This window comes from Burkholderia singularis (genome assembly GCF_001718875.1).
Classification (GTDB): Bacteria; Pseudomonadota; Gammaproteobacteria; order Burkholderiales; family Burkholderiaceae; genus Burkholderia; species Burkholderia singularis.
On record NZ_CP013448.1, the window covers coordinates 453,024 to 474,544 of the forward strand.

At 64.4% G+C, this 21,521-nt stretch carries 21 protein-coding genes and 1 pseudogene; 14 read left to right on the forward strand and 8 right to left on the reverse strand.

Annotated features, from left to right (window positions below; all coding sequences use genetic code 11):
- Window positions 1-72: 72 nt before the first annotated feature.
- The 5 genes from AQ611_RS02060 to AQ611_RS26025 form a co-directional block, all read right to left on the reverse strand.
- The gene (locus AQ611_RS02060) at window positions 73-696 is read right to left on the reverse strand and encodes a LysE family translocator (protein ID WP_069235096.1); all 624 of its coding nucleotides are present in this window, start codon (window positions 694-696) and stop codon (window positions 73-75) included.
- Window positions 697-1,065: 369 nt separating this feature from the next.
- Window positions 1,066-1,389 (reverse strand): flagellar protein FliT, encoded by a 324-nt coding sequence (gene fliT / locus AQ611_RS02065; protein ID WP_069233608.1) that lies wholly within the window; start codon window positions 1,387-1,389, stop codon window positions 1,066-1,068.
- Between the two features lie 13 nt (window positions 1,390-1,402).
- Entirely contained in the window at window positions 1,403-2,932 is a 1,530-nt protein-coding gene (fliD, locus tag AQ611_RS02070) for a flagellar filament capping protein FliD (protein WP_069233609.1), read from the reverse strand.
- 150 nt (window positions 2,933-3,082) lie between these two features.
- A complete protein-coding gene (locus AQ611_RS02075) occupies window positions 3,083-4,252 on the reverse strand; it encodes a flagellin (RefSeq protein WP_059516150.1) in 1,170 nt (389 codons plus the stop codon).
- Window positions 4,219-4,623, reverse strand: coding sequence for a hypothetical protein (locus AQ611_RS26025; RefSeq protein ID WP_180978125.1), 405 nt, complete (start codon window positions 4,621-4,623; stop codon window positions 4,219-4,221). The genes AQ611_RS02075 and AQ611_RS26025 overlap by 34 nt, the downstream gene beginning before the upstream one ends.
- Window positions 4,624-4,753: 130 nt before the next feature.
- Between AQ611_RS26025 and rpsU the strand changes: the two genes are divergently transcribed.
- The gene (gene rpsU, locus AQ611_RS02080) at window positions 4,754-4,966 is read left to right on the forward strand and encodes a 30S ribosomal protein S21 (RefSeq protein WP_006401410.1); all 213 of its coding nucleotides are present in this window, start codon (window positions 4,754-4,756) and stop codon (window positions 4,964-4,966) included.
- Between the two features lie 169 nt (window positions 4,967-5,135).
- Here the strand turns inward: rpsU and AQ611_RS02085 are convergent, their stop codons facing one another.
- Window positions 5,136-5,735 (reverse strand): DNA-3-methyladenine glycosylase I, encoded by a 600-nt coding sequence (locus tag AQ611_RS02085; RefSeq protein ID WP_059516152.1) that lies wholly within the window; start codon window positions 5,733-5,735, stop codon window positions 5,136-5,138.
- A 159-nt stretch (window positions 5,736-5,894) separates the two neighbouring features.
- On the opposite strand from AQ611_RS02085, the gene AQ611_RS02090 reads away from it, so the two are divergent.
- Both AQ611_RS02090 and AQ611_RS02095 read left to right on the forward strand, forming a co-directional pair.
- Window positions 5,895-6,794, forward strand: a complete 900-nt coding sequence (locus tag AQ611_RS02090; protein ID WP_069233610.1) for a glucosamine kinase nucleotide-binding domain-containing protein — start codon at window positions 5,895-5,897, stop codon at window positions 6,792-6,794.
- A gap of 87 nt (window positions 6,795-6,881) precedes the next feature.
- On the forward strand, window positions 6,882-7,703 hold the full coding sequence (locus tag AQ611_RS02095) for a Cof-type HAD-IIB family hydrolase (protein ID WP_069233611.1): 822 nt from the start codon (window positions 6,882-6,884) through the stop codon (window positions 7,701-7,703).
- Between the two features lie 198 nt (window positions 7,704-7,901).
- Here the strand turns inward: AQ611_RS02095 and aqpZ are convergent, their stop codons facing one another.
- On the reverse strand, window positions 7,902-8,600 hold the full coding sequence (aqpZ, locus tag AQ611_RS02100) for an aquaporin Z (protein ID WP_059516159.1): 699 nt from the start codon (window positions 8,598-8,600) through the stop codon (window positions 7,902-7,904).
- Between the two features lie 307 nt (window positions 8,601-8,907).
- Here aqpZ and AQ611_RS02105 point away from each other — a divergent pair, with 307 nt between their 5' ends.
- A complete protein-coding gene (locus AQ611_RS02105) occupies window positions 8,908-9,204 on the forward strand; it encodes an H-NS histone family protein (protein ID WP_059516305.1) in 297 nt (98 codons plus the stop codon).
- 115 nt (window positions 9,205-9,319) lie between these two features.
- Here AQ611_RS02105 and AQ611_RS02110 read toward each other — a convergent pair whose 3' ends face one another.
- Window positions 9,320-10,384 carry a glycosyltransferase family 4 protein gene (locus tag AQ611_RS02110; RefSeq protein ID WP_059516161.1) on the reverse strand — a complete coding sequence of 355 codons (1,065 nt, stop codon included), beginning with the start codon at window positions 10,382-10,384 and terminating at the stop codon, window positions 9,320-9,322.
- A 580-nt stretch (window positions 10,385-10,964) separates the two neighbouring features.
- On the opposite strand from AQ611_RS02110, the gene flhD reads away from it, so the two are divergent.
- From flhD to cheD, 10 genes and pseudogenes are all read left to right on the forward strand, one after another.
- The gene (gene flhD / locus AQ611_RS02115) at window positions 10,965-11,285 is read left to right on the forward strand and encodes a flagellar transcriptional regulator FlhD (protein WP_069233612.1); all 321 of its coding nucleotides are present in this window, start codon (window positions 10,965-10,967) and stop codon (window positions 11,283-11,285) included.
- Window positions 11,286-11,374: 89 nt separating this feature from the next.
- The gene (flhC, locus tag AQ611_RS02120; protein ID WP_059516165.1) at window positions 11,375-11,923 is read left to right on the forward strand and encodes a flagellar transcriptional regulator FlhC; all 549 of its coding nucleotides are present in this window, start codon (window positions 11,375-11,377) and stop codon (window positions 11,921-11,923) included.
- 307 nt (window positions 11,924-12,230) lie between these two features.
- Complete coding sequence (gene motA, locus AQ611_RS02125) at window positions 12,231-13,091, forward strand: flagellar motor stator protein MotA (protein ID WP_059516167.1); 861 nt, start codon at window positions 12,231-12,233, stop codon at window positions 13,089-13,091.
- A 15-nt stretch (window positions 13,092-13,106) separates the two neighbouring features.
- Entirely contained in the window at window positions 13,107-14,276 is a 1,170-nt protein-coding gene (gene motB / locus AQ611_RS02130) for a flagellar motor protein MotB (RefSeq protein WP_083237205.1), read from the forward strand.
- A 17-nt stretch (window positions 14,277-14,293) separates the two neighbouring features.
- Window positions 14,294-14,674 carry a response regulator gene (locus tag AQ611_RS02135; protein WP_059516169.1) on the forward strand — a complete coding sequence of 127 codons (381 nt, stop codon included), beginning with the start codon at window positions 14,294-14,296 and terminating at the stop codon, window positions 14,672-14,674.
- 31 nt (window positions 14,675-14,705) lie between these two features.
- Window positions 14,706-17,072 (forward strand): chemotaxis protein CheA, encoded by a 2,367-nt coding sequence (gene cheA, locus AQ611_RS02140; protein ID WP_069233613.1) that lies wholly within the window; start codon window positions 14,706-14,708, stop codon window positions 17,070-17,072.
- 42 nt (window positions 17,073-17,114) lie between these two features.
- Window positions 17,115-17,645: a chemotaxis protein CheW gene (gene cheW, locus AQ611_RS02145; RefSeq protein WP_059516173.1), complete on the forward strand. Its 531-nt coding sequence runs from the start codon at window positions 17,115-17,117 to the stop codon at window positions 17,643-17,645.
- 94 nt (window positions 17,646-17,739) lie between these two features.
- Window positions 17,740-19,347: pseudogene (locus tag AQ611_RS02150) on the forward strand (methyl-accepting chemotaxis protein); the annotation flags it as partial.
- Window positions 19,348-19,888: 541 nt separating this feature from the next.
- On the forward strand, window positions 19,889-20,806 hold the full coding sequence (locus AQ611_RS02155; RefSeq protein ID WP_069233615.1) for a CheR family methyltransferase: 918 nt from the start codon (window positions 19,889-19,891) through the stop codon (window positions 20,804-20,806).
- On the forward strand, window positions 20,803-21,516 hold the full coding sequence (gene cheD, locus AQ611_RS02160) for a chemoreceptor glutamine deamidase CheD (RefSeq protein WP_069233616.1): 714 nt from the start codon (window positions 20,803-20,805) through the stop codon (window positions 21,514-21,516). Before AQ611_RS02155 ends, cheD begins: the two co-directional genes overlap by 4 nt.
- Window positions 21,517-21,521 lie beyond the last annotated feature (5 nt).

Consider the following 21,521-nt stretch of genomic DNA (forward strand, 5'->3'; position numbering starts at 1 on the left):
GCGCACCGCGCTGCGGGTGCACGCATGTCCCGGCGTGCCGGCATCGCATGCAACGCGCGAAATACGGCGGCATCAGTGACTCGACATCCCGAGTGTCAGCGTGCCGGCTCCGATCAGCGCCGCGCCGCCGCCATAGCCGAAGCGGCGTTGCGCGGCGGCGCCCGTCAGCCGCGTTGCCGCAAAGCGCGCGATGCGCGCATAGCAGGCGGCATTGACGGCCGCGAGACAAACGAAGGTCGGCAGCAGCACCACGCATTGCCGGACGAAAGTCTGGTGCGGCGAAATGAACTGCGGAACGAACGCGACGAAGAACACGATGCTTTTCGGGTTCAGCGCGGTAACGGCCCATGCGGACAGGAACCACCGCGCGGCGGAGCGGTTTTGCATGCGCACCGTCGTCGCACCGCTGCGTCGCGCATGCAGAATCGACCGCACGCCGAGGCAGATCAAATAGCCGCCGCCGGCGAGCTTGAGCGCCGTGAACGCGGCGGCCGACATCGCGAGCAGCGCTCCCGCGCCGGCCAGCGAGATCGCCATCGCGGTAGTGTCGCCGGCTGCGACGCCTGCCACCGTGCTCCACGGCGAGCGGTTGCGATTCGCGAGCGAATCGCCGATCACGAGCAGGATCGTCGGACCGGGGATCATCAGCAGGACGATGCTCGCGCCAGCGAACGCGAGCCACGTTGCGACGGACATGGCCGCCTCCGTCATATGCGTAAAATTCCAGTGATTCACAACGGAAAACAGCCGTCAAGCGCGCGTCGGCACGCGGTGCCGCCGTCCGAACGCGGGCCGTGTCCGCGCGTCGCGCGTCATAGTCGCGCGGCTCGAATTCACGCGTTCCCGCCCATTCCGAGCGCCAATGCTCACGCCATACCCGAAACCCAGCGAAGCGCGCGAACCGGTTGCCGATACGACAGATGGCCGCGCAACGGCCGATCGACAAAGCGATCGGAAAGGGCAACGAAAAGAAGGGCGGACAAAAAAACCCGCCTTGCGGCGGGCGGGAGTTGAACGAGCACGCGACGAAACGCGTGATTTATAGTTGTCGATTCAGGAAAACCGTCAAAATTGCGCAGCCGCCTGATAGGCGCTTGCCGCCCCCAGCCGGTCCATCGCATTCCGGTATTCGACCTGCAGTTCGGCCTGCGCGGCCTTCGCGTTGGCGACGAGCGCCGCATCGATCGCCTGGATCTGGCGCACGAGCGCGAGCGCGGCGGGCGTCTGCTCGCCCGTGATCGACATCAGATGCGGCGAGCGCTCGTCGGCTAGGCGCGCCGCTTCGGACCAATTGGCCAACTGCACCGCTTGATCGATTTCGCGGGTGATCGACAGCACACGCTCGATCAAGGACGTCTGGTCCAGAGTCGACTGATTCGGCTGGTTCATCGCGTCTGCCCCGTTACTTGTTGTTCGCGAGCGCGCCGGCGCTGTTCGTGCCGCCGAACAGTTGCGTCAGATAGTTCGAATTCGAGTTCATCTTCGCCATCAGCGAATTGAGCGCGGTGAATTGCGCGTTGTACTGAGCGGTGAGCAGCGATGCATATCTCGTGAGCTGCGCCTGCTGTTGCCCAAGGCTTTTCAGATCCTGGTTCAGCGCTTTCGTGCGGATATCGAAGATGCCGCCCGTCTGCACCGTGTTTTGGATCGAGTCGTTCAACTGCTTGCCGATACCGTTCGTCGAGTTGAACAGCGCGGCGACTGACGACGGATTGCTTTGCAACGCCGTATTGAGCTTGGCCGTGTCGATCGTCAGCGAGCCGTCCGGCTGCCCCGACGTCGAGCCGTCGGCGAACTTGATGCCGAGTGACGCGAGCGACACGTTCATGCCGTCTGTCTTGACGCTGCCGCCGACGATCCGCGCGAGCGAATTGCTGACCGTATTGAGCGCCGAGTCGCCGAGCAGCGGCCCCGCGCTTTGCGCGCCGCTGCTGTCGGTCGACAGCGCCGACAACTTTGCGACGGTCGCGACCACCGTGTTGTACAAATTGACGAAGTTGGTGATTGCGGTGGCTTGCGCGGCCGTGTCGGCCGTCACGTTGAGCGTCTGTGTCGTGCCGACGGCGGTTTGCGACAGATTCAGCGTGACGCCGGTAATCGCGCCCGACACGGTGTTGGTCGAACTCGATGCGGCGATGCCGCCGATCGTGAATTGCGCGTCCTGCGCGGCCGTGCTTTGCTTCCACGCGATGCTGCCGCCCGACTGGATCGTCGACTGGCCGCCCGTGGTGCTCGCCGTCGACGTCACCGCCAGGCTCGACAAGCCGTTGTCGCCGGACAGGTTGCTGACGCCGACGCTGATCGCGTTCGCGGCGCCCGGCGAGTTCGAGCGCAGCACCAGATGCGCGCCGTCCGTGCCGTTGACGATCGTTGCCGTCACGCCGGGATTGTTCGGCGCGGCATTGATCGCGGCAGCCACGCCGGACAGTGTGTTGTTCGTCGAATCGATCGCGATCGACGTCGATTTGCCGCCGACGGTGAGCGACAACGTGCCGGTGCCGAGCTGCTGCGTCGCATTGAATGCGCCGGAAGACAGCGTCTGCGAATCGGCGACCTGGCTCACGTAGATCGAATAGCTGCCCGCGACCGCGCCTGGAGCCGTCGTCGCCGTGAGGCCGTTGCCGGTTGCGCTCGCGACGAATTTTTGCGTCAGCGTGCCGTCGCCGAGCGAGCCGATGCCGGCCTGCAGCGCGGAGAGCGCGGCTTGCAACGTGCCGAGCGCGGACAGTTTGGATTGGTCGGCGGCCACTGAAGCCGACAGTGCCGCGGCCTGCCCCGCCGTCTTCGCATTGACGAACGTGGTCACGAGTGTGCCCACGTCCAATTGCGAATTGCCGGTCGCGCCGCTGATGATCGACTGCGCCGCTTGCTGCTGCGCCGATTTGAGCTGTTGCAGCGCTGAGTTTGTTGTGCCGGAGACGGGGGTGGACATCGGATGGCTCCCTTCGCCAAGTCGATACGCTGGCGAAAATCGCGAAATTCGGAAAGGAAAAAAGTGCGGCGGCCACGAGGACTTGCACCGCCGCACAAAGACTGGCCGCCGAACAGCGCGGCCTGTCGTTCGGTACAGGTTACGGCGCGATTACTGCAGCAGCTTCAGCACCTGCTGCGGCAGCGAGTTCGCTTGCGCGAGCACCGAGATGCCGGCTTGTTGCAACACTTGCGCCTTGCTCAGGTTCGCGGTTTCCTGCGCGAAATCCGCGCTTTGGATTTGCGATTGCGCTTGCGACAGGTTCGTCGAGCTGGCCTGCTGCGTCGTCGCGATCGCGGTGAAGCGGTTTTGCGCGGCGCCGAGCGTCGCTTGCAGGTTGTTCACCGCCGCCAGCGCATTGTCGATCGACACCATCGCCTCGTATGCGCCCGTTTGCGTGCTGATGTTCAGGTTCGAGACCGTCGGCGGCTGATTGACCGCGTTGATCTGCGCGACCATTGCCGTCGCCGCCGCTTGCTGCGCCGGGCTCAGCGCGCTCGTTGCGGCGGTGGCGAGCGTCAGCGTCTGAAACGCGGGCGCGGACGGCGTGCCCGTGCCGCCGGTCGTCGCGCCGAAGACGGCAGTGACAGCCGCCGAAGACAGCGCCTGATTGTTCTGGTCGGTGAACGTGAAGCCGCCCTTGCCGTCGGACAGAACGTTGATCTGCGTCGTTTCCTGGCCGGTGCTGGTGCCGGGCGTCCAGGCGGCGCCGGCCGAGTCGATCGCGACGTTGATCGTGCCGAGCGTTTGGCCCGATTGAACCATGCCGCCGCCGATCTTCGCGGCCGACATGCTTTGCGACAGATCCACGCTGACCGTCTGGCCGACGTTCGCACCGACCTGGAAGCTGAGCGTGCCCGCCGAGCCGTCGAGGATGTTCTTGCCGTTGTAGTTCGTCTGCGAAGCAATACGGTTGACTTCGGCGATCTGCACCGCCACTTCCTGCTGCAGCGCAGCCGCATCGCTCGAGCTCAGCGGGCCGTTCGACGCTTGCACCGCGAGTTGGCGGATACGTTGCAGGCTGTTCGTCAGCGAAGCAAGGCCGCTCGATGCCGTTTGCAGGATCGACACGCCGTCGTTCGCGTTCGACACGCCCTGGGACAGGCCGGTGATTTGCGTTTGCATCCGCGTGGCGATTGCGAGCCCGGCGGCATCATCCGCCGCGCTGTTGATGCGCTTGCCCGACGACAGCCGGGTGATCGCTTGCGACAGCGCGCTTTGCGAGCCGTTCAGGTTTTGCTGAGCGATCAGCGAATTGATATTGCTATTGATTCCAAGCATGAAATTCTCCTGATTGAGCCGAAAAGCCCGTCATGTGCCAACATTGGCGAGGGCGGGAGCACTCGTTCTTTGCCGGCCGCCTTGTGCTGGATTTCGGCGCTCGCAAACAAAACTTGAGGGACGCGAACAGATTCGGCCCGATTTTTTACGCATACGATTGCGCGCACCCGCAGAGCCTGCTCAAACGCATCGATATGGCATCCAAACGAAAAAGCGGTAAACCTCTGGCCTGACCGATGTTTACCTGCTATGATGGCGGGCTGAATTGAGATTTCTGTCAAGCCTTTGCCAATTTCGGCATGTCTGCTGACAGTCAAACGTGATGCGGCGGTGCCTGGGATCAACCGGTTGCCGAGCGTTTCGCGGTGCATTTCGCCTCTCTTTTCCGGCCTCCGAGGCCTTTTACCCGCTCGTTTCGCCCGTTCGTGGAAACGCTCGGAAGGCCGGTGCGTGGCGCTTGGCCGCTACGTTTTTGACCGTATCAAGCAAATTAGGAACGACATGACGACGATTCTTTTGAAAGAAAACGAGCCGTTCGAAGTGGCGATTCGCCGCTTCCGCCGCGCGATCGAGAAGAACGGCCTGATCGCCGAGCTGCGTGAGCGCCAGTCCTACGAAAAGCCGACTGCCGTGCGCAAGCGCAAGAAGGCGGCTGCCGTGAAGCGCCTGCACAAGCGTCTGCGCAGCCAAATGCTGCCGAAGAAGCTCCACTAAGGCGTTTTCGGGGCGGTTCCGCTCGCTGCGGCGATGCGTGTTCGATAGAACTCGCATCGCCGTTTTGTTTTGGTGGCCGGGTTGGGCGGCCGGTCATGACGATTCGCTCTCGATGCGGTGTTTGGGCGTCGCTGATGCGCGGACTCGCGGTCAATAAAATTCGGACGAATCACTCGGTGGCGTGCCGCTTACCGATCTTCTTGCCGAGTGCCGCGCAACGCGCATGACATGGGCAACTCGTTTCGTGATCGTTGACCATGCCGATCGCCTGCATCAGCGCATAGCAGATCGTCGAGCCGACGAATTTGCAGCCGTAACGCTTGAGCGCCTTGCTGAGCGCATCGGAGCGCTCGGTCGACGCAGGCGCGCCGCGATACGACGCCCATGCGTTCTGCACCGGCACGTCGTCGACGAACGACCATAGAAACGCGGCGAGCGAGCCGTGCTCGGCGCGGATCTGCTGAACCGCGCGGGCATTCGCAACCGCCGCCTCGAGCTTCGCACGGTTGCGCACGATGCCTGGATCGAGCATCAGCGCGTCGATTTGCTTCGGCGTGAAGCGCGCAACCTTGTCGACATCGAAATCGGCAAATGCGGCGCGATAGCCGGCCCGCTTGTTCAGGATCGTTGACCACGACAAGCCCGCTTGCGCACCTTCCAGAATCAACATTTCGAATAAATACCGGTCGTCGTGCGACGGCACGCCCCACTCGGTATCGTGATAGTGAGCATCCGCTTCGGTTTTTACCCAACAACAGCGTTCGTGCATCGGTTTGTCTCGTCTGCCGTCGATTGCGACGCGTCAGCATAACGTAACGGCTTGCTCGCGCAAGCCTGGCCGTTCGGCTGATGGGCGGGGCTGGCCGTTGCGGTTAAGCTTCCGTCTCGATACATCGACGAATCACAGCGGATCTGACTCGAAGCAGCCATGAGTAATGACATTTTTTTGATCGGCATCGACGGTGGCGGCACGGGTACGCGCGCAGTGCTCGCCGATATCCAAGGGCACGAGTTGGCGCGAGGCGTGGGCGGGCCGTCAGGGCTCGCGCTCGGCGTCGACGCCGCATGGCGCTCGATCGAAGCCGCATGCGCCGACGCCCATGCGCGCGCGGGCGCCACATTTGATTGGCGGCGCTGCATACTCGGTTGCGGACTGGCCGGCGTCAATCATCACGACTGGCTGAATGCGTTTCGCGCGAGCGCCCCTCCGGTTGCCGCGCTCGCCGTTGAAAGCGATGCTTACACGACCGTGCTTGGCGCTCACGGCGGCGCGCCAGGCGTGATCGTCGCGCTCGGTACGGGCAGCATCGCCGCGGCGCTCGACGCCGCAGGCGTCTGCCGGATCGCCGGCGGCTACGGATTTCCGTGCGGCGACGAAGCGAGCGGCGCGTGGCTCGGGCTGCGCGCGCTGTCATATGCGCAGCAGGCGCTCGACGGACGCGCGCCACTTGACGCGTTTGCGCAGGCGTTGATCGCGCATACCGGCGCAACCGACCGCGACGCGCTCGTGGTCTGGTCGTGCAACGCGAACCAAACCGAGTATGCGCGGGTGGCGCCCGTCGTGTTCGCACATCGCGATCATCCCGTCGCGGCCGCGCTGATCGAGTTGGCAGGCATCGAGATCGGCAAGATGATCGATGCGCTCGATTCGGATGCGGTACTGCCCGTCGCGTTGTGCGGCGGGCTCGCCAACGCGTTCGCGGGCGTCGTGCCCGAGTCGCACCGTGCGCGGCTCGTCGCGCCGCTTGCCGATTCCACGCATGGCGCGCTGCGGCTTGCCGCACGGCAAGCGCAGCGGCTCGGCATCACGGCGGCGGGCGGAAAATGAAAGGGCAAGATTTGTGTCTTCGCGGCCCATTTGCCGGCGCGATAGAATGTCTGCCTGCCTCGCGTCCCGCTTCTCCCGAAGTCCGCCATGTATAAAGTCATCGCTACCGATCTCGACGGAACCCTGCTCAACAGCAACCACCAGCTCGATCCATACACGATCGACACCGTGCGCAGGCTCGCGGACGACGGCGTGAATTTCGTGATCGCGACCGGACGCCACTACGCGGACGCTGTCGGGATTCGCGACCTGCTCGGGATTCGGCCGTATCTGATCACGTCGAACGGCGCGCGCGTGCATGCGCCGGACGACACGCGCATTCACGCGCAGGATGTGCCTGCCGAGACCGTGCGGCAACTGGTGCTGCCGGAGCTTGTCGGCTCGCACGGGCGAGTCATCGTTAATTTATTTACTAACGACGGCTGGTTAATCGATCGAGATGCGCCGCATCTGCTGGCATTCCATCAGGATTCCGGATTTCGCTACGATGTCGCCGATTTGCTCGCGCATGACGGCGCCGATATCGCGAAAGTGCTCTACATCGGCGAACCCGACGATTTGGCGGTCGTATCGGCGAATCTCGCCCGCCGCTTCGGCGATGAACTGTATGTCACGTATTCGCTGCCCGATTGTCTCGAAGTGATGACGGCGAACGTTTCGAAAGGGCGCGCGCTGCGCGTCGTGCTCGATCGGCTCGGCATCGATCCGGCGCACTGCGTCGCGTTTGGCGACAACATGAACGACATCGATTTACTCGAGACGGCCGGACACCCTTTTATGATGAATAACGCGAATCCCGATCTCGTCACGCGGTTGCCCGACGTGCCGCGTATCGGCAACAACTTCGATGCGGGCGTCGCACGTCATCTGCGCTCGTTGTTCGCGCTCGAGGATAAGGCGATGTCCTGATTTTCGCTCTGCCGAAAGGCACGGTTGCACAGCGAAGCAGTTCAATGGCAAAGAAAAAGGGCGCCGTCACGGCGCCCTTTTTTCGTCCCGTCGACCGTCTCGCGGCATGTTGGTTGAGACTGGCGGGCGCTCTCCTCTCTGTCGCGTCACCCCGGAGTGGGGCGGCGGCAGGCCGGCTCGAGGCCGGCTGCAATAGCGTTAATTGTCGTCGCGGCCCGCGATCAGCGGATACACGACGCCGGCGATGATCGCGCCGACGATCGGAGCCACCCAGAACAGCCACAGCTGGCCGATCGCATCGCCGCCGACAAAAAGCGCCGGCCCCGTCGAGCGCGCCGGATTCACCGACGTGTTGGTGACCGGAATCGAAATCAGGTGGATCAGCGTCAGGCACAGACCGATCGCGATCGGCGCGAAACCCGCCGGCGCGCGCTTGTCGGTGGAACCGAGAATCACGAACAGGAAGAAGCCCGTCAGCACCACTTCGGCAATGAAGGCCGCGGCCAGCGTGTAATGGCCGGGCGAGTGGGCGTCATAACCGTTCGTCGCGAAGCCGCCTAGTTCGAAGCCGGGCTTGCCGGTTGCGATCAGATACAGCACGAACGCGCCGAGCGTCGCGCCGATCACCTGCGCGATGATGTAGGGCACCAGGTCGCGCGCCGGGAAGCGGCCCGCAACGGTCAAGCCGACGCTCACCGCCGGGTTCAAATGGCAGCCGGATATGTGACCTATCGCAAACGCCATAGTCAGGACCGTCAAGCCGAACGCGAGTGCCACGCCAGTAAAACCGATGCCGAGACTCGGGAACGCGGCGGCCAGCACGGCGCTGCCACAACCGCCGAAAACGAGCCAGAACGTGCCGAACACTTCCGCTGCTAGACGTTGAGGTAATTTCATGGAGTAGGTTCCTGGTCATGGAGAATCGAAAGCGGATTGCAGCCGGAATGAAGAGCTGCATCCACGAATACCGTCCGAATTATAGAAAATTTGGCGAATTGTGAAGGGTCAACGATTGTTAAATGGACATTGATGGGCAATGCTTTTTATTAGAATAGCGCCGCATTGCAACAGTATTTCATTTGCAATTGTTAAATTTATCAGACAAATTATATTTTTAGCGAATTTCGTGGCAATGCCGATTGCAATATAGATTCTTTGTGTCTAGGCTGGAAACGCTAGGCAGATCATGAAACAGGGAGTTGAGATGTCTCAATATGCGAAAATCAAGGCGCAGATTGCCGAATTGCAAGCACAGGCGGAAGAGGCGCGTCGCCGAGAGGTCGAGGCTGTGATCGCCGAATTGCAAGAGAAGATCGTTGAATATGGCCTCACGGCGCAAGATTTGGGATTTGCCGAGCGTGCGCGGCGCGGGCGTCCGCCGAAGAAAGGGCCGTTGCCGCCCAAATATCGCGATCCGAAAACCGGTAGTACTTGGAGTGGTCGCGGCAAGCCGCCGCATTGGATCTCTGGAAAAAATCGCGATCGTTTTTTGATCAGCTGATTTCTGTATTTAACGAAATGAAAGCCGCATTTGCCAATGCGGCTTTCTTCTATGCGCGCGGCATGCCGCACATATAATTTCCGCCATGCGGCTGGCAATGGCGGTGCAATGGCGCTCAGCCGGCCGCCACCCGCCGCCATTGCGATTGTTTGGCCGTTTCGCGCAATGTTTCGTAGATGTCGGTATATCGCGCTGCCATGGTGCGCGAGCTAAAACGCATCTCGAATTGTGCGCGAATTGTTTCCCGCGACAATTCGTCGATCCGGTGCAGCGCACCCACTGCGCCTTGCACGTCTTCGACGATGAAACCCGTCACGCCGTCGTCGATCACCTCGGGCACGGAGCCGCGGTTGAACGCGATGACAGGCGCGCCGCACGCCATTGCCTCGATCATCACGAGACCGAACGGCTCCGGCCAGTCGATTGGAAAGAGCAGCGCCTTTGCACCTGACAAAAATGCCGGTTTTTGCGCCTCGCTGATCTCGCCGACGAACTCCACGTGCGCGGAGCCGAGGAGCGGCTCGATCTCGGCCTTGAAATATGCTTCGTCCACCTTGTCGACCTTAGCCGCGATCTTGAGCGGCAGGCCGCTTTGCGCGGCGATCCGGATCGCGGTATCGACGCGCTTTTCCGGGCAGATGCGCCCGAGGAACGCGAGATACTCGGGCTTGCGTTCGGGCTGTGGCGTGAGAAGCGTCGCGGGCAGCCCGTGATAGACGGTGCCCGCCCAGCCGGCCTGCGGCAACGGCTTGCGTTGCGAATTGGAAATCGAGACGACGGGCACGTGCGGGAACGCGTCGAACACGGGTTGCAGTTCCGGCAGATCCAGGCGGCCATGCAGCGTCGTGACGAACGGCGCGTTCATCCGCGAGAGCAGCGGGAACGGCAGGTAATCGAGGTGGAAGTGCAGGACGTCGAACGTATGGGCGACGCGGGCGACCTGCTCGAGTAGCCGTATATGGGGTGCCATCGCGTCGCGAATCGACGGATCGAGCCGCAGCGCGCGCGGCCATGCGGCCTCGAGCCGGGCTGAGGTGACCGAATCGCCGCTTGCGAACAGCGTGACGTCATGGCCCAGTTCGACGAGCGCCTCAGTCAGATAGGACACCACACGTTCTGTCCCTCCGTAGAACTTGGGCGGAACGGCTTCATAGAGCGGGGCGATTTGGGCGATGCGCATGAGCAGACTCCGTGGCGAAGAGGGCAAGGCCGGCCGTGCGTATCCCGAGCCGGCGGGCGCTTGCCGCGGGGCAAGCGAGAAGGGGCGGCGAGCATCGCCGCACCTGTCGTTTCGACCCATTATCGGGATGGATCAGACGGTATCTGAGCGATTTTTCAAACACTTAACCCTTGTTACAGGATGAAATACGCGAAAATCCGCGGAAATCGCCAAACCGGCCGATCAGCATCGAAGAAGTAAAGCGAGAGATAAAAAAAAGCGTTTCGAATGCGAGTGGATTGCGCTAAACGGGACTCGCCGGATTGAAGATCGCACCGCACCGCGGCCGAATCGGAGCGGTTCGGCCGTCGATTCGCGCATCATGGCCAAAACATGCCGCGTGTCAGAAAAATTCCTACACGGTTTACAGACAAATCCGGCAACGCGCATTCCCCTTCACTGATAGCGGCACACCGGGCAATTGTCCAAAATGCTTGTAAGACTATAAACGGGTCAACCGCCCGTGCGTTTGTGAGTCATCTGGCAAACGTTTTCATAAGCATTACCGATAGGCCAAGCTTTCTTACGGGGAAATCGAATCATGGGTGCGACCAGCGAAATGCTCGCCGAGATCAACGAAGTCAATCTGTCCTACTTACTGCTCGCTCAACGGTTGCTGCGCGAGGACAAAGCGATGGGTATGTTCAGAATGGGGATCTCGGAAGCGCTCGCGGACGTGCTCGGCAATCTGACGCTCGCGCAAACCGTCAAGCTTGCCGCGTCGAATCAGATGCTTTGCCGTTTTCGCTTCGACGACCACACCCTGCTGTCGTCGCTTGCCGATAAAGGCCGCAGTGCCGCCGTCGCCCACGCCCATTCGGCGATCCTGATGGCCAGCCAACCCGTCGAAAGCCTGCGCTGAGCGGCCTGGCGTGCGGCGCGCGCACCGGATGCGCGTGCGTGGGCGCGGCCGGCCGCATAGCCGATTCATTGAAATAGCGGAGCGTAACGATGGCTTCCAAGAGCGTGGTGATCGAGGTCAAGGAGATCACCCTGGCGATCGAGCTGATCGAATTGGGCGCGCGGCTGCAGTTACTCGAAGCCGAGACGAGCCTGTCGCGCGATCGGCTCATCAAACTTTACAAAGAGCTGAAGGGCGCATCGCCGCCAAAGGGCATGTTGCCGTTCTCGGCCGATTGGTTCATGACCTGGCAGCCGAACATCCATTCGTCGCTGTTTTACAACATCTACCGATTCATGCGCGAGCACGGGGGCTGCGAATCGATCCATGCGATCGTCAAGGCTTATCGGCTGTATCTCGAACACGTCGGCCTGTCGGGCGACGAGCCGGCGTTGAGCCTGACGCGCGCGTGGACGCTGGTGCGCTTCTTCGATTCGGGGATGTTGCAGACGACGCCATGCACGCGTTGCGGCGGACATTTTGTCGCGCACGCGCATGATCCGCAGCACGGTTACGTGTGCGGCCTGTGTCAGCCGCCGTCGCGCGCGGGCAAGACCCGCAAGGCGGCCCAAGCCGGGCAGGCCGCGATCGCGGCGTAACGCATGGCGCAGGCGGCGCGGCCGGGCGTGGCGAGAGGGCGGAAGCGCTCGCGCCCGGGCGGATGCCGTGCGGATGAGGCGGGAGTGCTCGCGCACCGCCGAGCGCCGTGCGGACGCCCGGCTCGGCCGTATCTGCGGGCGGTGTTCACTTTCAGCCGGCGTGCCGGCGCGCCGCGCCGCACGTGTCGACCGGCGCCGCGCAGGCCGGCGTTTGCGGCGCATTCCCACACACGCCAAAGTTTTTGGTTCGACTGCCGTAAACCACTTAACGGCGGCCTCCCGGCTGCTCATTCGTGAGGAACAGGCAGTGCTGATTTTCCTAGGAACTCTCGTGACGGTGTTGTCGGTGTTCGGCGGCTACGCACTGGCGGGCGGACATCTCGGCGCGCTCGTCCAGCCTGTCGAGATCTTGATGATCGGCGGCGCGGGTGTCGGCGCGTTCATTCTCGGCAACGGCTTCAAAACGATCAAGGCAACGCTGCGCGTGCTGCCGTCGCTGTTCAAGGGATCGAAGTACAACAAGGACATCTACATGGAGCTGATGGGGCTCCTGTACGTGTTGCTCGCGAAGGCGCGCAAGGAAGGCACGCTCACGCTGGAGGCAGACATCGACGAGCCGGAGAAGAGCCCGATTTTCACGCAATACCCGAAGATCCTCGCCGACAAGCACATCGTCGAATTCCTCACCGACTATCTGCGCCTGATGGTGGGCGGCAATATGAACGCGTTCGAGATCGAGAGCCTGATGGACGAGGAGATCGACACGCACCACGCGGAAGGCGAAGGCCCCGCACATGCGCTGATGCGCGTAGGCGATGCGATGCCGGCGTTCGGGATCGTTGCCGCGGTGATGGGCGTCGTGCATACGATGGCGTCGGCCGACAAGCCGCCTGCGGTGCTCGGCGCGATGATCGCGCAGGCGCTGGTGGGCACGTTTCTCGGCATCCTGCTTTCCTATGGCCTGATCGGCCCGTTGTCGAGCCTGGCGGAGCAGCGCGTCGCGGAGTCGACCAAGATGTTCCAGTGCATCAAGGTGACGATCCTCGCGAGCCTGAACGGCTACGCGCCCGCGATCGCGGTGGAATTCGGCCGCAAGGTGCTGTTCTCGACCGAGCGTCCGTCGTTCGCGGAACTCGAAGAGCACGTGCGCCGCGTGAAGGCGAAATAAGCGCGGAGCCGGGCAATGAGCAAGGGCAAGGATCAGGCGGTTATCGTCAAGCGGGTGAGCCCGCAGAGGAAAGGGCATCACGGCGGCGCCTGGAAGCTCGCATACGCGGATTTCATGACCGCGATGATGGCGTTTTTCCTGTTGATGTGGCTGCTGTCCGCGGCGACACCGGTGCAGTTGAAGGGCATCGCCGAATACTTCAACACGCCGCTGAAGGCCGCGCTCTTCGGCGGAGACCGCAGTGCCGACGATTCGAGCATCATCAAGGGCGGCGGCCGCGATCTGTCGAGCATCGACGCCGGCGCGACGCGCCGCACCGACGGTGCGACGAATCTCGCCGAGCGTGTCGTCCGGCGCGATGACGACGAATCGCGCGCGCACGCGCAGGGCTCGCTCGAGCGCCGCGAGCAGGTGCGGCTGCACGATCTGCAAATCAAACTGATGGCTGCGATCGAGGCGAACCCGACGCTGCGCCAGTTCAAACAGCAGATCCGCATCGATTCGACGCTGATGGGGCTGCGCATCGAGATCGTCGATTCGCAAAAACGGCCGATGTTCGCGATGTCGAGCGATGCGGTCGAACCGTATATGCGCGACATCCTGCGCGAGATCGGCAAGACGCTGAACGACGTGCCGAACCGGATCGTCGTTCAGGGGCATACCGACGCCGTTCCTTATGCGGGCGGCGACAAAGGCTACAGCAATTGGGAGTTGTCCGCCGATCGCGCGAACGCGTCGCGGCGCGAACTCGTCGCGGGCGGCATGGACGAGGCCAAGGTGTTGCGCGTGCTCGGTCTCGCATCGACGCAGAATCTGAACAAGGCCGATCCGCTCGATCCGGAGAATCGACGGATCAGCATCATCGTGTTGAACCGGCGTTCGGAAGAGGCGCTGATGCGCGACGACACGACAACGACGACGCTATCGTCCGACGCGGCCGGCTCGGCGCGCGTCGCGCAGCAGATCGCCGCGCCGGAGGCGGCGGCGGGCCCATCCGGCATATCGGGCGCGGGGGTGTCCGGCGCGCACGGCGCATCCGGCGGCATGGCGGCGGGCGGCGCGGCAAGCCAGGCGGGCGCGGTCAGCGCGGGCGGCACATCGGCAATCATCCGCGCGTCCGTGGCGGCTCGCGCATCGGGCGCGGCCACTCCATTTGCCGCCGCCGGCAGCGCGCAAAAACCGTGACGCATAGGAGAAGCGACATGATCCGATCCATTCTCGCCATCGACGATTCCGCGACGATGCGCACGCTGCTGCGCGCAACGCTTGGCGATGCGGGATACGACGTGACGGTTGCCGCGGACGGCGACGAAGGCCTCGACGCCGCAGCGCACGAGACATTCGATCTCGTACTGACCGATCACTACATGCCGAGCAAGAACGGCCTGGAAGTCATCGCCGCCTTGCGGGCCCGCCGCGCCTACGAAGCGACGCCGATCCTCGTGCTCACGACCGAGAACGGTAATGCGTTCAAGGATGCCGCGCGCGCCGCGGGCGCGACTGGCTGGATCGAAAAACCGCTCGATCCCGATGCGCTGCTCGAGCTGGTGGCGACGCTTGCCGCAGGTCCGAGCCATGCATGACGAACACGACGTTTTTACGCGGTGAAACGGCATGACCCTCGATATCACACAGTTCTATCAGACGTTCTTCGATGAAGCCGACGAGCTGCTCGCACAGATGGAGCAGTTGCTGCTGAATTTGAACGTCGCCGCGCCCGATCCCGAGGATCTGGCCGCGATTTTTCGCGCCGCGCATTCGATCAAGGGCGGTGCCGCGACATTCGGCTTCACGGCGCTCACCGAGACGACGCACATCCTCGAATCGTTGCTCGATCGCGCGCGCAACCATGAGCTGACGCTGACCAAGGAGATGGTCGATGCGTTTCTCGAAACGAAGGACGTGCTGTCCGACCAGCTTGCCGACTATCGCGCGAGCGCCGAGCCCGATGCGGCCGCGGCTGCCGCGATCTGCGCGAAGCTGGAGCGGCTGAAGGCGTCGGCGGATGGCGCCGGTGCGGCTCGCGCGCCTGCCGGCGCCTCCGAGGCGGCTTCGGCCGCAGGCGGCGCGGCCGCCGCGCCGGCCGCGCGCGCGTTCGATACGCCGGAGCATGTCGTCGAACAGGCAGTCGATGCGGCTCATCCGGCGCCGGGCGCGAATACGGATGCCGATGCCGCAGAGGGCCCGCATTTGAGGATCGTGCTGACGGGCGTCGGAGACAAGGACCAGGCGCTGCTGACCGAGGAGCTGGGCAACCTCGGCCGAATCGCCGGGCGCACGCGCTCGGGTGACGCGCTGACGCTTTGGCTCGAAACCGACGTGCCGTCGGACGACATCGTCGCCGTGTGCTGTTTCGTGATCGACGAAAGCCAGATCGCCATCGGACGCGGCATCGCGCCAGCCGGCGCGGATGCCGAAGCGGCCGCCCGATCCGATGCCGGTGCCGGTACTGATGCCGGTGCCGCCGGGCAGCCGGCATTGCACGCGCATGCAGCCGGCTTCGCGCCGACGCCGACGCCGACGCAGGCATCGACCTCGGCATCGGCAGACTCACCCGCAATACCGGAACCCGCTGCGGCGCCTGCTGCGCAGCCCGCCGCACAGCTCGCGGCAGCATCGGCGCCGGCCGGCCGTGACGCCACGCCTTCAGCGCCGCAGGTCCCGTCCGAACCGGCTGCCCTCGCATCGAGTCCCCCCTCCGGCGCCGCGCCGGTTCCCACCGCAGCCGCCGTCCATCACGCCGACGACCGCAAGCCGCGCCCCGCCGCCGCAAGCGCGGAAGGCAGCTCGATTCGAGTCGGCGTCGAGAAGGTCGATCAGCTCATCAATCTCGTCGGCGAGCTGGTGATCACGCAGGCGATGCTCGCCGAAACCGCCAGCACGTTCGATCCGACGCTGCACGACCGCCTGTTCAACGGAATGGCGCAGCTCGAGCGCAACGCGCGCGATTTGCAAGAAGCGGTGATGTCGATCCGGATGATGCCGATGGACTACGTGTTCAGCCGCTTCCCGCGGCTTGTCCGCGATCTCGCCGGCAAGCTCGGCAAGCAGGTGGAGCTGGTCACGTTCGGGCAGGCGACCGAACTCGACAAGAGCCTGATCGAGCGGATCATCGATCCGCTCACGCACCTCGTGCGCAACAGCCTCGATCACGGCGTCGAGACGGTCGACAAGCGCCGCGCGGCGGGCAAGGACCCGGTCGGCCAGCTCGTGCTGTCTGCCGCGCATCACGGCGGCAACATCGTGATCGAAGTCAGTGATGACGGCGCGGGGCTCAATCGCGACAGGATTCTCGCGAAGGCGCACAAGCAGGGCATGCAAATCCCCGAGAACATCAGCGACGAGGAAGTGTGGAACCTGATCTTCGCGCCGGGCTTCTCGACGGCCGAAGTCGTGACCGATGTTTCGGGACGCGGCGTCGGCATGGACGTCGTCAAGCGCAATATCCAATCGATGGGCGGGCACGTCGAGATCGCCTCGGTGGCCGGCCGCGGCACGACCACGCGGATCGTACTGCCGCTCACGCTCGCGATTCTCGACGGAATGTCGGTGAAGGTCGGCAGCGAGATTTTCATTCTGCCGCTGAACTTCGTGATGGAATCGCTGCAGCCTTGCGCCGACGATATCTACACGATCGGCAATGGCGAGCGCGTGGTCCGCGTGCGCGGCGAATATCTGCCGCTCATCGCGCTGCATGAGGTGTTCTCGGTGGCCGATGCGCGCACCGATCCGACGCAGGGCATCGTCACGATCATGCAGACGGAGGGCCGGCGCTTTGCGATGCTGATCGACGAACTGGTCGGTCAGCAGCAGGTGGTCGTCAAGAATCTCGAAACCAACTACCGGAAGGTGTACGGCATTTCCGCCGCGACCATACTCGGCGACGGCAGCGTCGCGCTGATCGTCGATGTCGCGGCGCTCAACCGCGAGACCCGCACGACGCACGGCGTGCATCCGGGCGCAGTGCTCGCCGCGTCGTGACCGACGCCAATCATTACGTGATTCATCGACCTGGGGGCTAACGTGTCCGAAGTCCAAACGACTCATCCGGCCGCCGCGAGCGCGGCCGCCAACCGCCGCGACACCGAAGCGGGCGACGCGACGGGACAAGAGTTCCTCGTATTCACGCTCGGTGACGAGGAATACGGCATCGACATCCTGAAAGTGCAGGAAATCCGCGGCTACGACAGCGTGACGCGGATCGCGAACGCGCCCGATTTCATCAAGGGCGTGATCAATCTGCGCGGAATCATCGTGCCGATCGTCGACATGCGGATCAAGTTCCATCTCGGCCGCGTCGATTACGACCATCAGACGGTCGTGATCATCCTGAACGTTGCGCATCGCGTCGTCGGGATGGTGGTCGACGGCGTATCCGACGTGCTTACGCTCGCCTCCGAGCAGATCATGCCGGCGCCGGAGTTCGGCGGCGTGCTGACGACGGAATACCTGACGGGCCTCGGCACGGTCGACGGCCGGATGCTGATCCTGATGGATATCGAGAAACTGATGACGAGCAAGGAGATGGCGCTCATCGAGACGCTCGGCGCGTGAGTCCGCGCAACTGTGCCGGCCGGTTTGCACGGGCGCGAGCGCGCGAGCCGCGCCGGTGCGCGGCGGCCGCAATGGAACTACAAGGGAGCTGACGATGCTGGACAACTGGTCGATCCGCACGACGCTGACGGCGATCGGAACCATGATGGTGCTCGTGGCCGCGCTGGTCGGCGGGCTCGGGCTTTACGCGCTGCGCCAGGCGAGTGGCTCGCTCGATGCGATCGCGCACGGCGATCTGCCGACGATCCATACGCTCGACGAGGCGTCGTCGTATTTGCTGCGCGCGCGGGTGTCGCTCGATCGCTTCAAGGCGCTGACCGAATCGGGCAACGTCGACGAAGCGCAGAAGGTGCTCGCGCGCGCGCAGGAGCTGTACGCGAAATCGGCGCAGCATTGGCAGACGTATCTGGCCGCGTCGAAGGACGGCATCGATCCGGCGCTTACCGACGAGCTTGCCGCACGCTACGCCGCGCTCGTGAAGGATGGCGTCGAGCCCGAATTCGCGGCCGCGCGCGCCGGCGATTTGGCGGCGTACCGCGCGATCGCCGAGACGAAGATCAGCCCGATGTTCGTCGCTTACGGCAACGCGGCGTCGGCCGTGGCGGCCGCCCACGCGAGCCGCGCGGAAGGCCGCTTCGGCGCGACGCAGGCGCGCATTTCGCTGATGACCACGCTGATTGCCGCGGGCATCGCGCTCGCGTTCGCGATCGTGATCGGCACCCGGTTCGCGCTGCGCGGGCTGATCGTCGAGCCGCTCGCTGCCGCGGCCGCGCAGTTCGAGCGTATCGCGACAGGCGATCTCGCGCCGGTCGAGCGCGCGCATGGCACCAACGAAATCGGCCGGCTGTTCGAAGGCATTGGCCGGATGCGAGCGGCAGTTTCGCAAATGGTGACGGCCGTGCATCGCGGCGTGGTGGCGATCGATGCCGGCGCGCACGAAATCGCGAGCGGCAACGCGGATCTGTCGCAGCGCACGGAATCACAGGCGGCATCGCTGCAGGAAACGGCGTCGAGCATGGAACAGTTGACGGGCACGGTGCGCCAGAACGCGGAAAACGCCCGGCAGGCGAGCCAGCTCGCGGTGAATGCGTCCGATATCGCGACGCAAGGCGGCGAGGTCGTCGGTCAGGTCGTGGTGACGATGCAGGATATCGCGGCGAGTTCGACGAAGGTCGCCGATATCATCGGCACGATCGAAGGAATCGCGTTTCAGACCAACATTCTCGCGCTCAACGCGGCCGTCGAGGCGGCGCGCGCGGGCGAGCAGGGGCGCGGCTTCGCGGTGGTCGCGGGCGAGGTGCGCTCGCTCGCGCAGCGCAGTGCGGGCGCGGCGAAGGAGATCAAGCAACTGATTGGCGATTCGGCGATCAAGGTGCAAAGCGGCTCGGCGCTTGTCGAGCGCGCGGGCGCGACGATGGCCGAGATCGTGCAGGCCGTGCGGCGCGTGACCGACATCATGGGCGAGATCAGTGCGGCGTCCGAAGAGCAATCGACGGGCATCGTCCAGGTCACGCGCGCGGTGAGCCAGATGGACGCCGTCACGCAGCAAAATGCGGCGCTCGTCGAACAGGCGGCGGCCGCCGCCGCATCGCTCGAAGAGCAAACGCGGCAATTGAAGCAGGTGGTCGCGGGGTGGCACATCGACGGCGCGATCGTGTCCGGCTCAACCGGCGCGCTTGGCGAGAACGCCGCGCGGGCGCGCGGAGCGGCAGGCGAGCCGTTCCTGGCCGACAGGACGGGTGCGGCCGGCACGCGGGCTGCGGCCGGGCCGCGCCCGCCGTTGGTTTCAACAGCGGAGGGCGCGCCGCATGCGGCGTCCGTTTCCGCCGCGGCGGCCGTATCGTCCGCGACGGCGGCGCTCGCGGCATCGCAAGCGATGCCTACGTCCGCGCGTGCCGCGCAGCCCGGATCATCGGCTTCAACGGCAGCCGCGATGAGCGCCGCCGGTTCGCCGGCTCGCTCCGCGTCCGAAGCCGTCCATGCCGGCGCAGCCGCCCGGGCGGCTTTCGCGAAGACGAGCGAGGCCGCACCGAAGCCCGCGTCGCCCGCGCCGGCTTATGCCCCCAAGCTCGCGAAACCGGCATCGGCCGCGCGTGCGCCGCAACGGGCGAGCGCGGCTCAGCCGGCCGAAACCGCATCGGCGTTTGCGCTCAAGCGTCCCGTATTGTCGAACGAGTCGCAGCCGGCGTTCGCCGCGTCCTCCTCGGATGACGATTGGGAAACCTTTTGATTTCTGATCCGACATGACGTCCGCCCGTGCCGCTCTTCGCTCCGACGTGCCTGATGCGCCCGAACCGCTCGCGCTGCCGGGCGACGCCGCGCGGGATTTCTCGTTTACGTCGGCCGATTTCGCAAAGATCCGCACGCTGATCCATCGGGTCGCCGGCATCTCGCTGTCCGAGCATAAGCGCGATATGGCGTACAGCCGGCTCGCACGGCGTTTGCGCGCGCGCGGGCTGACCCGCTTTTGTGACTATCTGGAACTGCTCGAGCGCGATGATGATCCGGCCGAATGGGAAGCTTTCACGAATGCGCTGACCACCAATCTGACCGCGTTTTTTCGCGAGGCGCATCACTTTCCGATCCTCGCGGAGTTCGTCAAGCGCCGCGAGCCGCCGGTATCGGTGTGGTGCTCGGCGGCGTCGACGGGCGAGGAGCCGTATTCAATCGCGATGACACTCGTCGAGGCGCTGGGCGAGCATGCCGCACGCTCGGCAAGCGTGATCGCGACGGATCTCGACACGCAAGTGCTCGCGAAGGCGCAAGCGGGTGTCTATGCGTTCGAGCAGGTCAGGCATTTGTCGCCGGAGCGGCTCAAGCGCTTCTTTCTGAAGGGAACGGGCGCACAGGCCGGGCGCGTGAAAGTGCGCCCGGAGTTGCGCGCGATGATTCGCTTCGCGCAGCTCAACCTGACGGATGCCGACTACGGTTTCTCGAAACCGTTCGACGCAATCTTTTGCCGCAACGTGATGATTTACTTCGACAAGCCGACACAAGCGCAAGTGCTCGCGCGCTTCGAGCCGCTGATGAAGCCGGGCGGCCTGCTATTCGCCGGCCATTCGGAGAACTTCTCGTATGTCACGCGGGCGTTTCAGTTGCGCGGCCAGACGGTCTACGAACTTGCACGGGGCGCGGCGCCGAGCGGGGAAGCGCCACGATGAGCGCGCTGCCGATCGCGGCCAATCTCTATTTCGATACGCACTTTCGCCGGCGCGGCGTGAAGCTGCTGCCGAACGAGTTCTATACGACCAATGAAGACATGGTGCTCGTAACCGTGCTCGGATCGTGTGTTGCCGCGTGCCTGCACGATCCCGTCGCGCGGATCGGCGGGATGAATCATTTCATGCTGCCGGACGACGGCGCGGACCCGGGCGCGGCCGCATCCGAATCGATGCGCTATGGGGCCTACGCGATGGAAGTGCTGATCAACGAGCTGATCAAGGCGGGCGGGCGCCGCGAGCGCTTCGAGGCGAAGGTGTTCGGCGGCGCGGCGGTGCTTGCCGGCATGACGACGATCAACATCGGCGATCGCAACGCCGATTTCGTGCGCCGTTATCTCGCGCTCGAACGCATCCGCCTGAGTGCCGAGGATCTGCAGGGCGTGCATCCGCGCAAGGTCGCGTTCATGCCGTATACCGGCCAGGCGATGGTGAAGAAGCTGCGCGTGCAGATGCCCGCGGTGACCGAACGCGAAGCGGCGCTGCTTGCCCGCGAGACGGCCGCGGCGCGCGGCGCGCGCGACGGCGGCGGTCCGCGCGCGCGCGTCGAGCTGTTCGGCGCGGGCGCGCCGCACCCGGCCGCGCCAGCGCGCATGGAAAGGTTCGGTACACGGGCTGCGCCGCAGTCCGTCACGGGAAAGCAGGAGGCTTGAACACT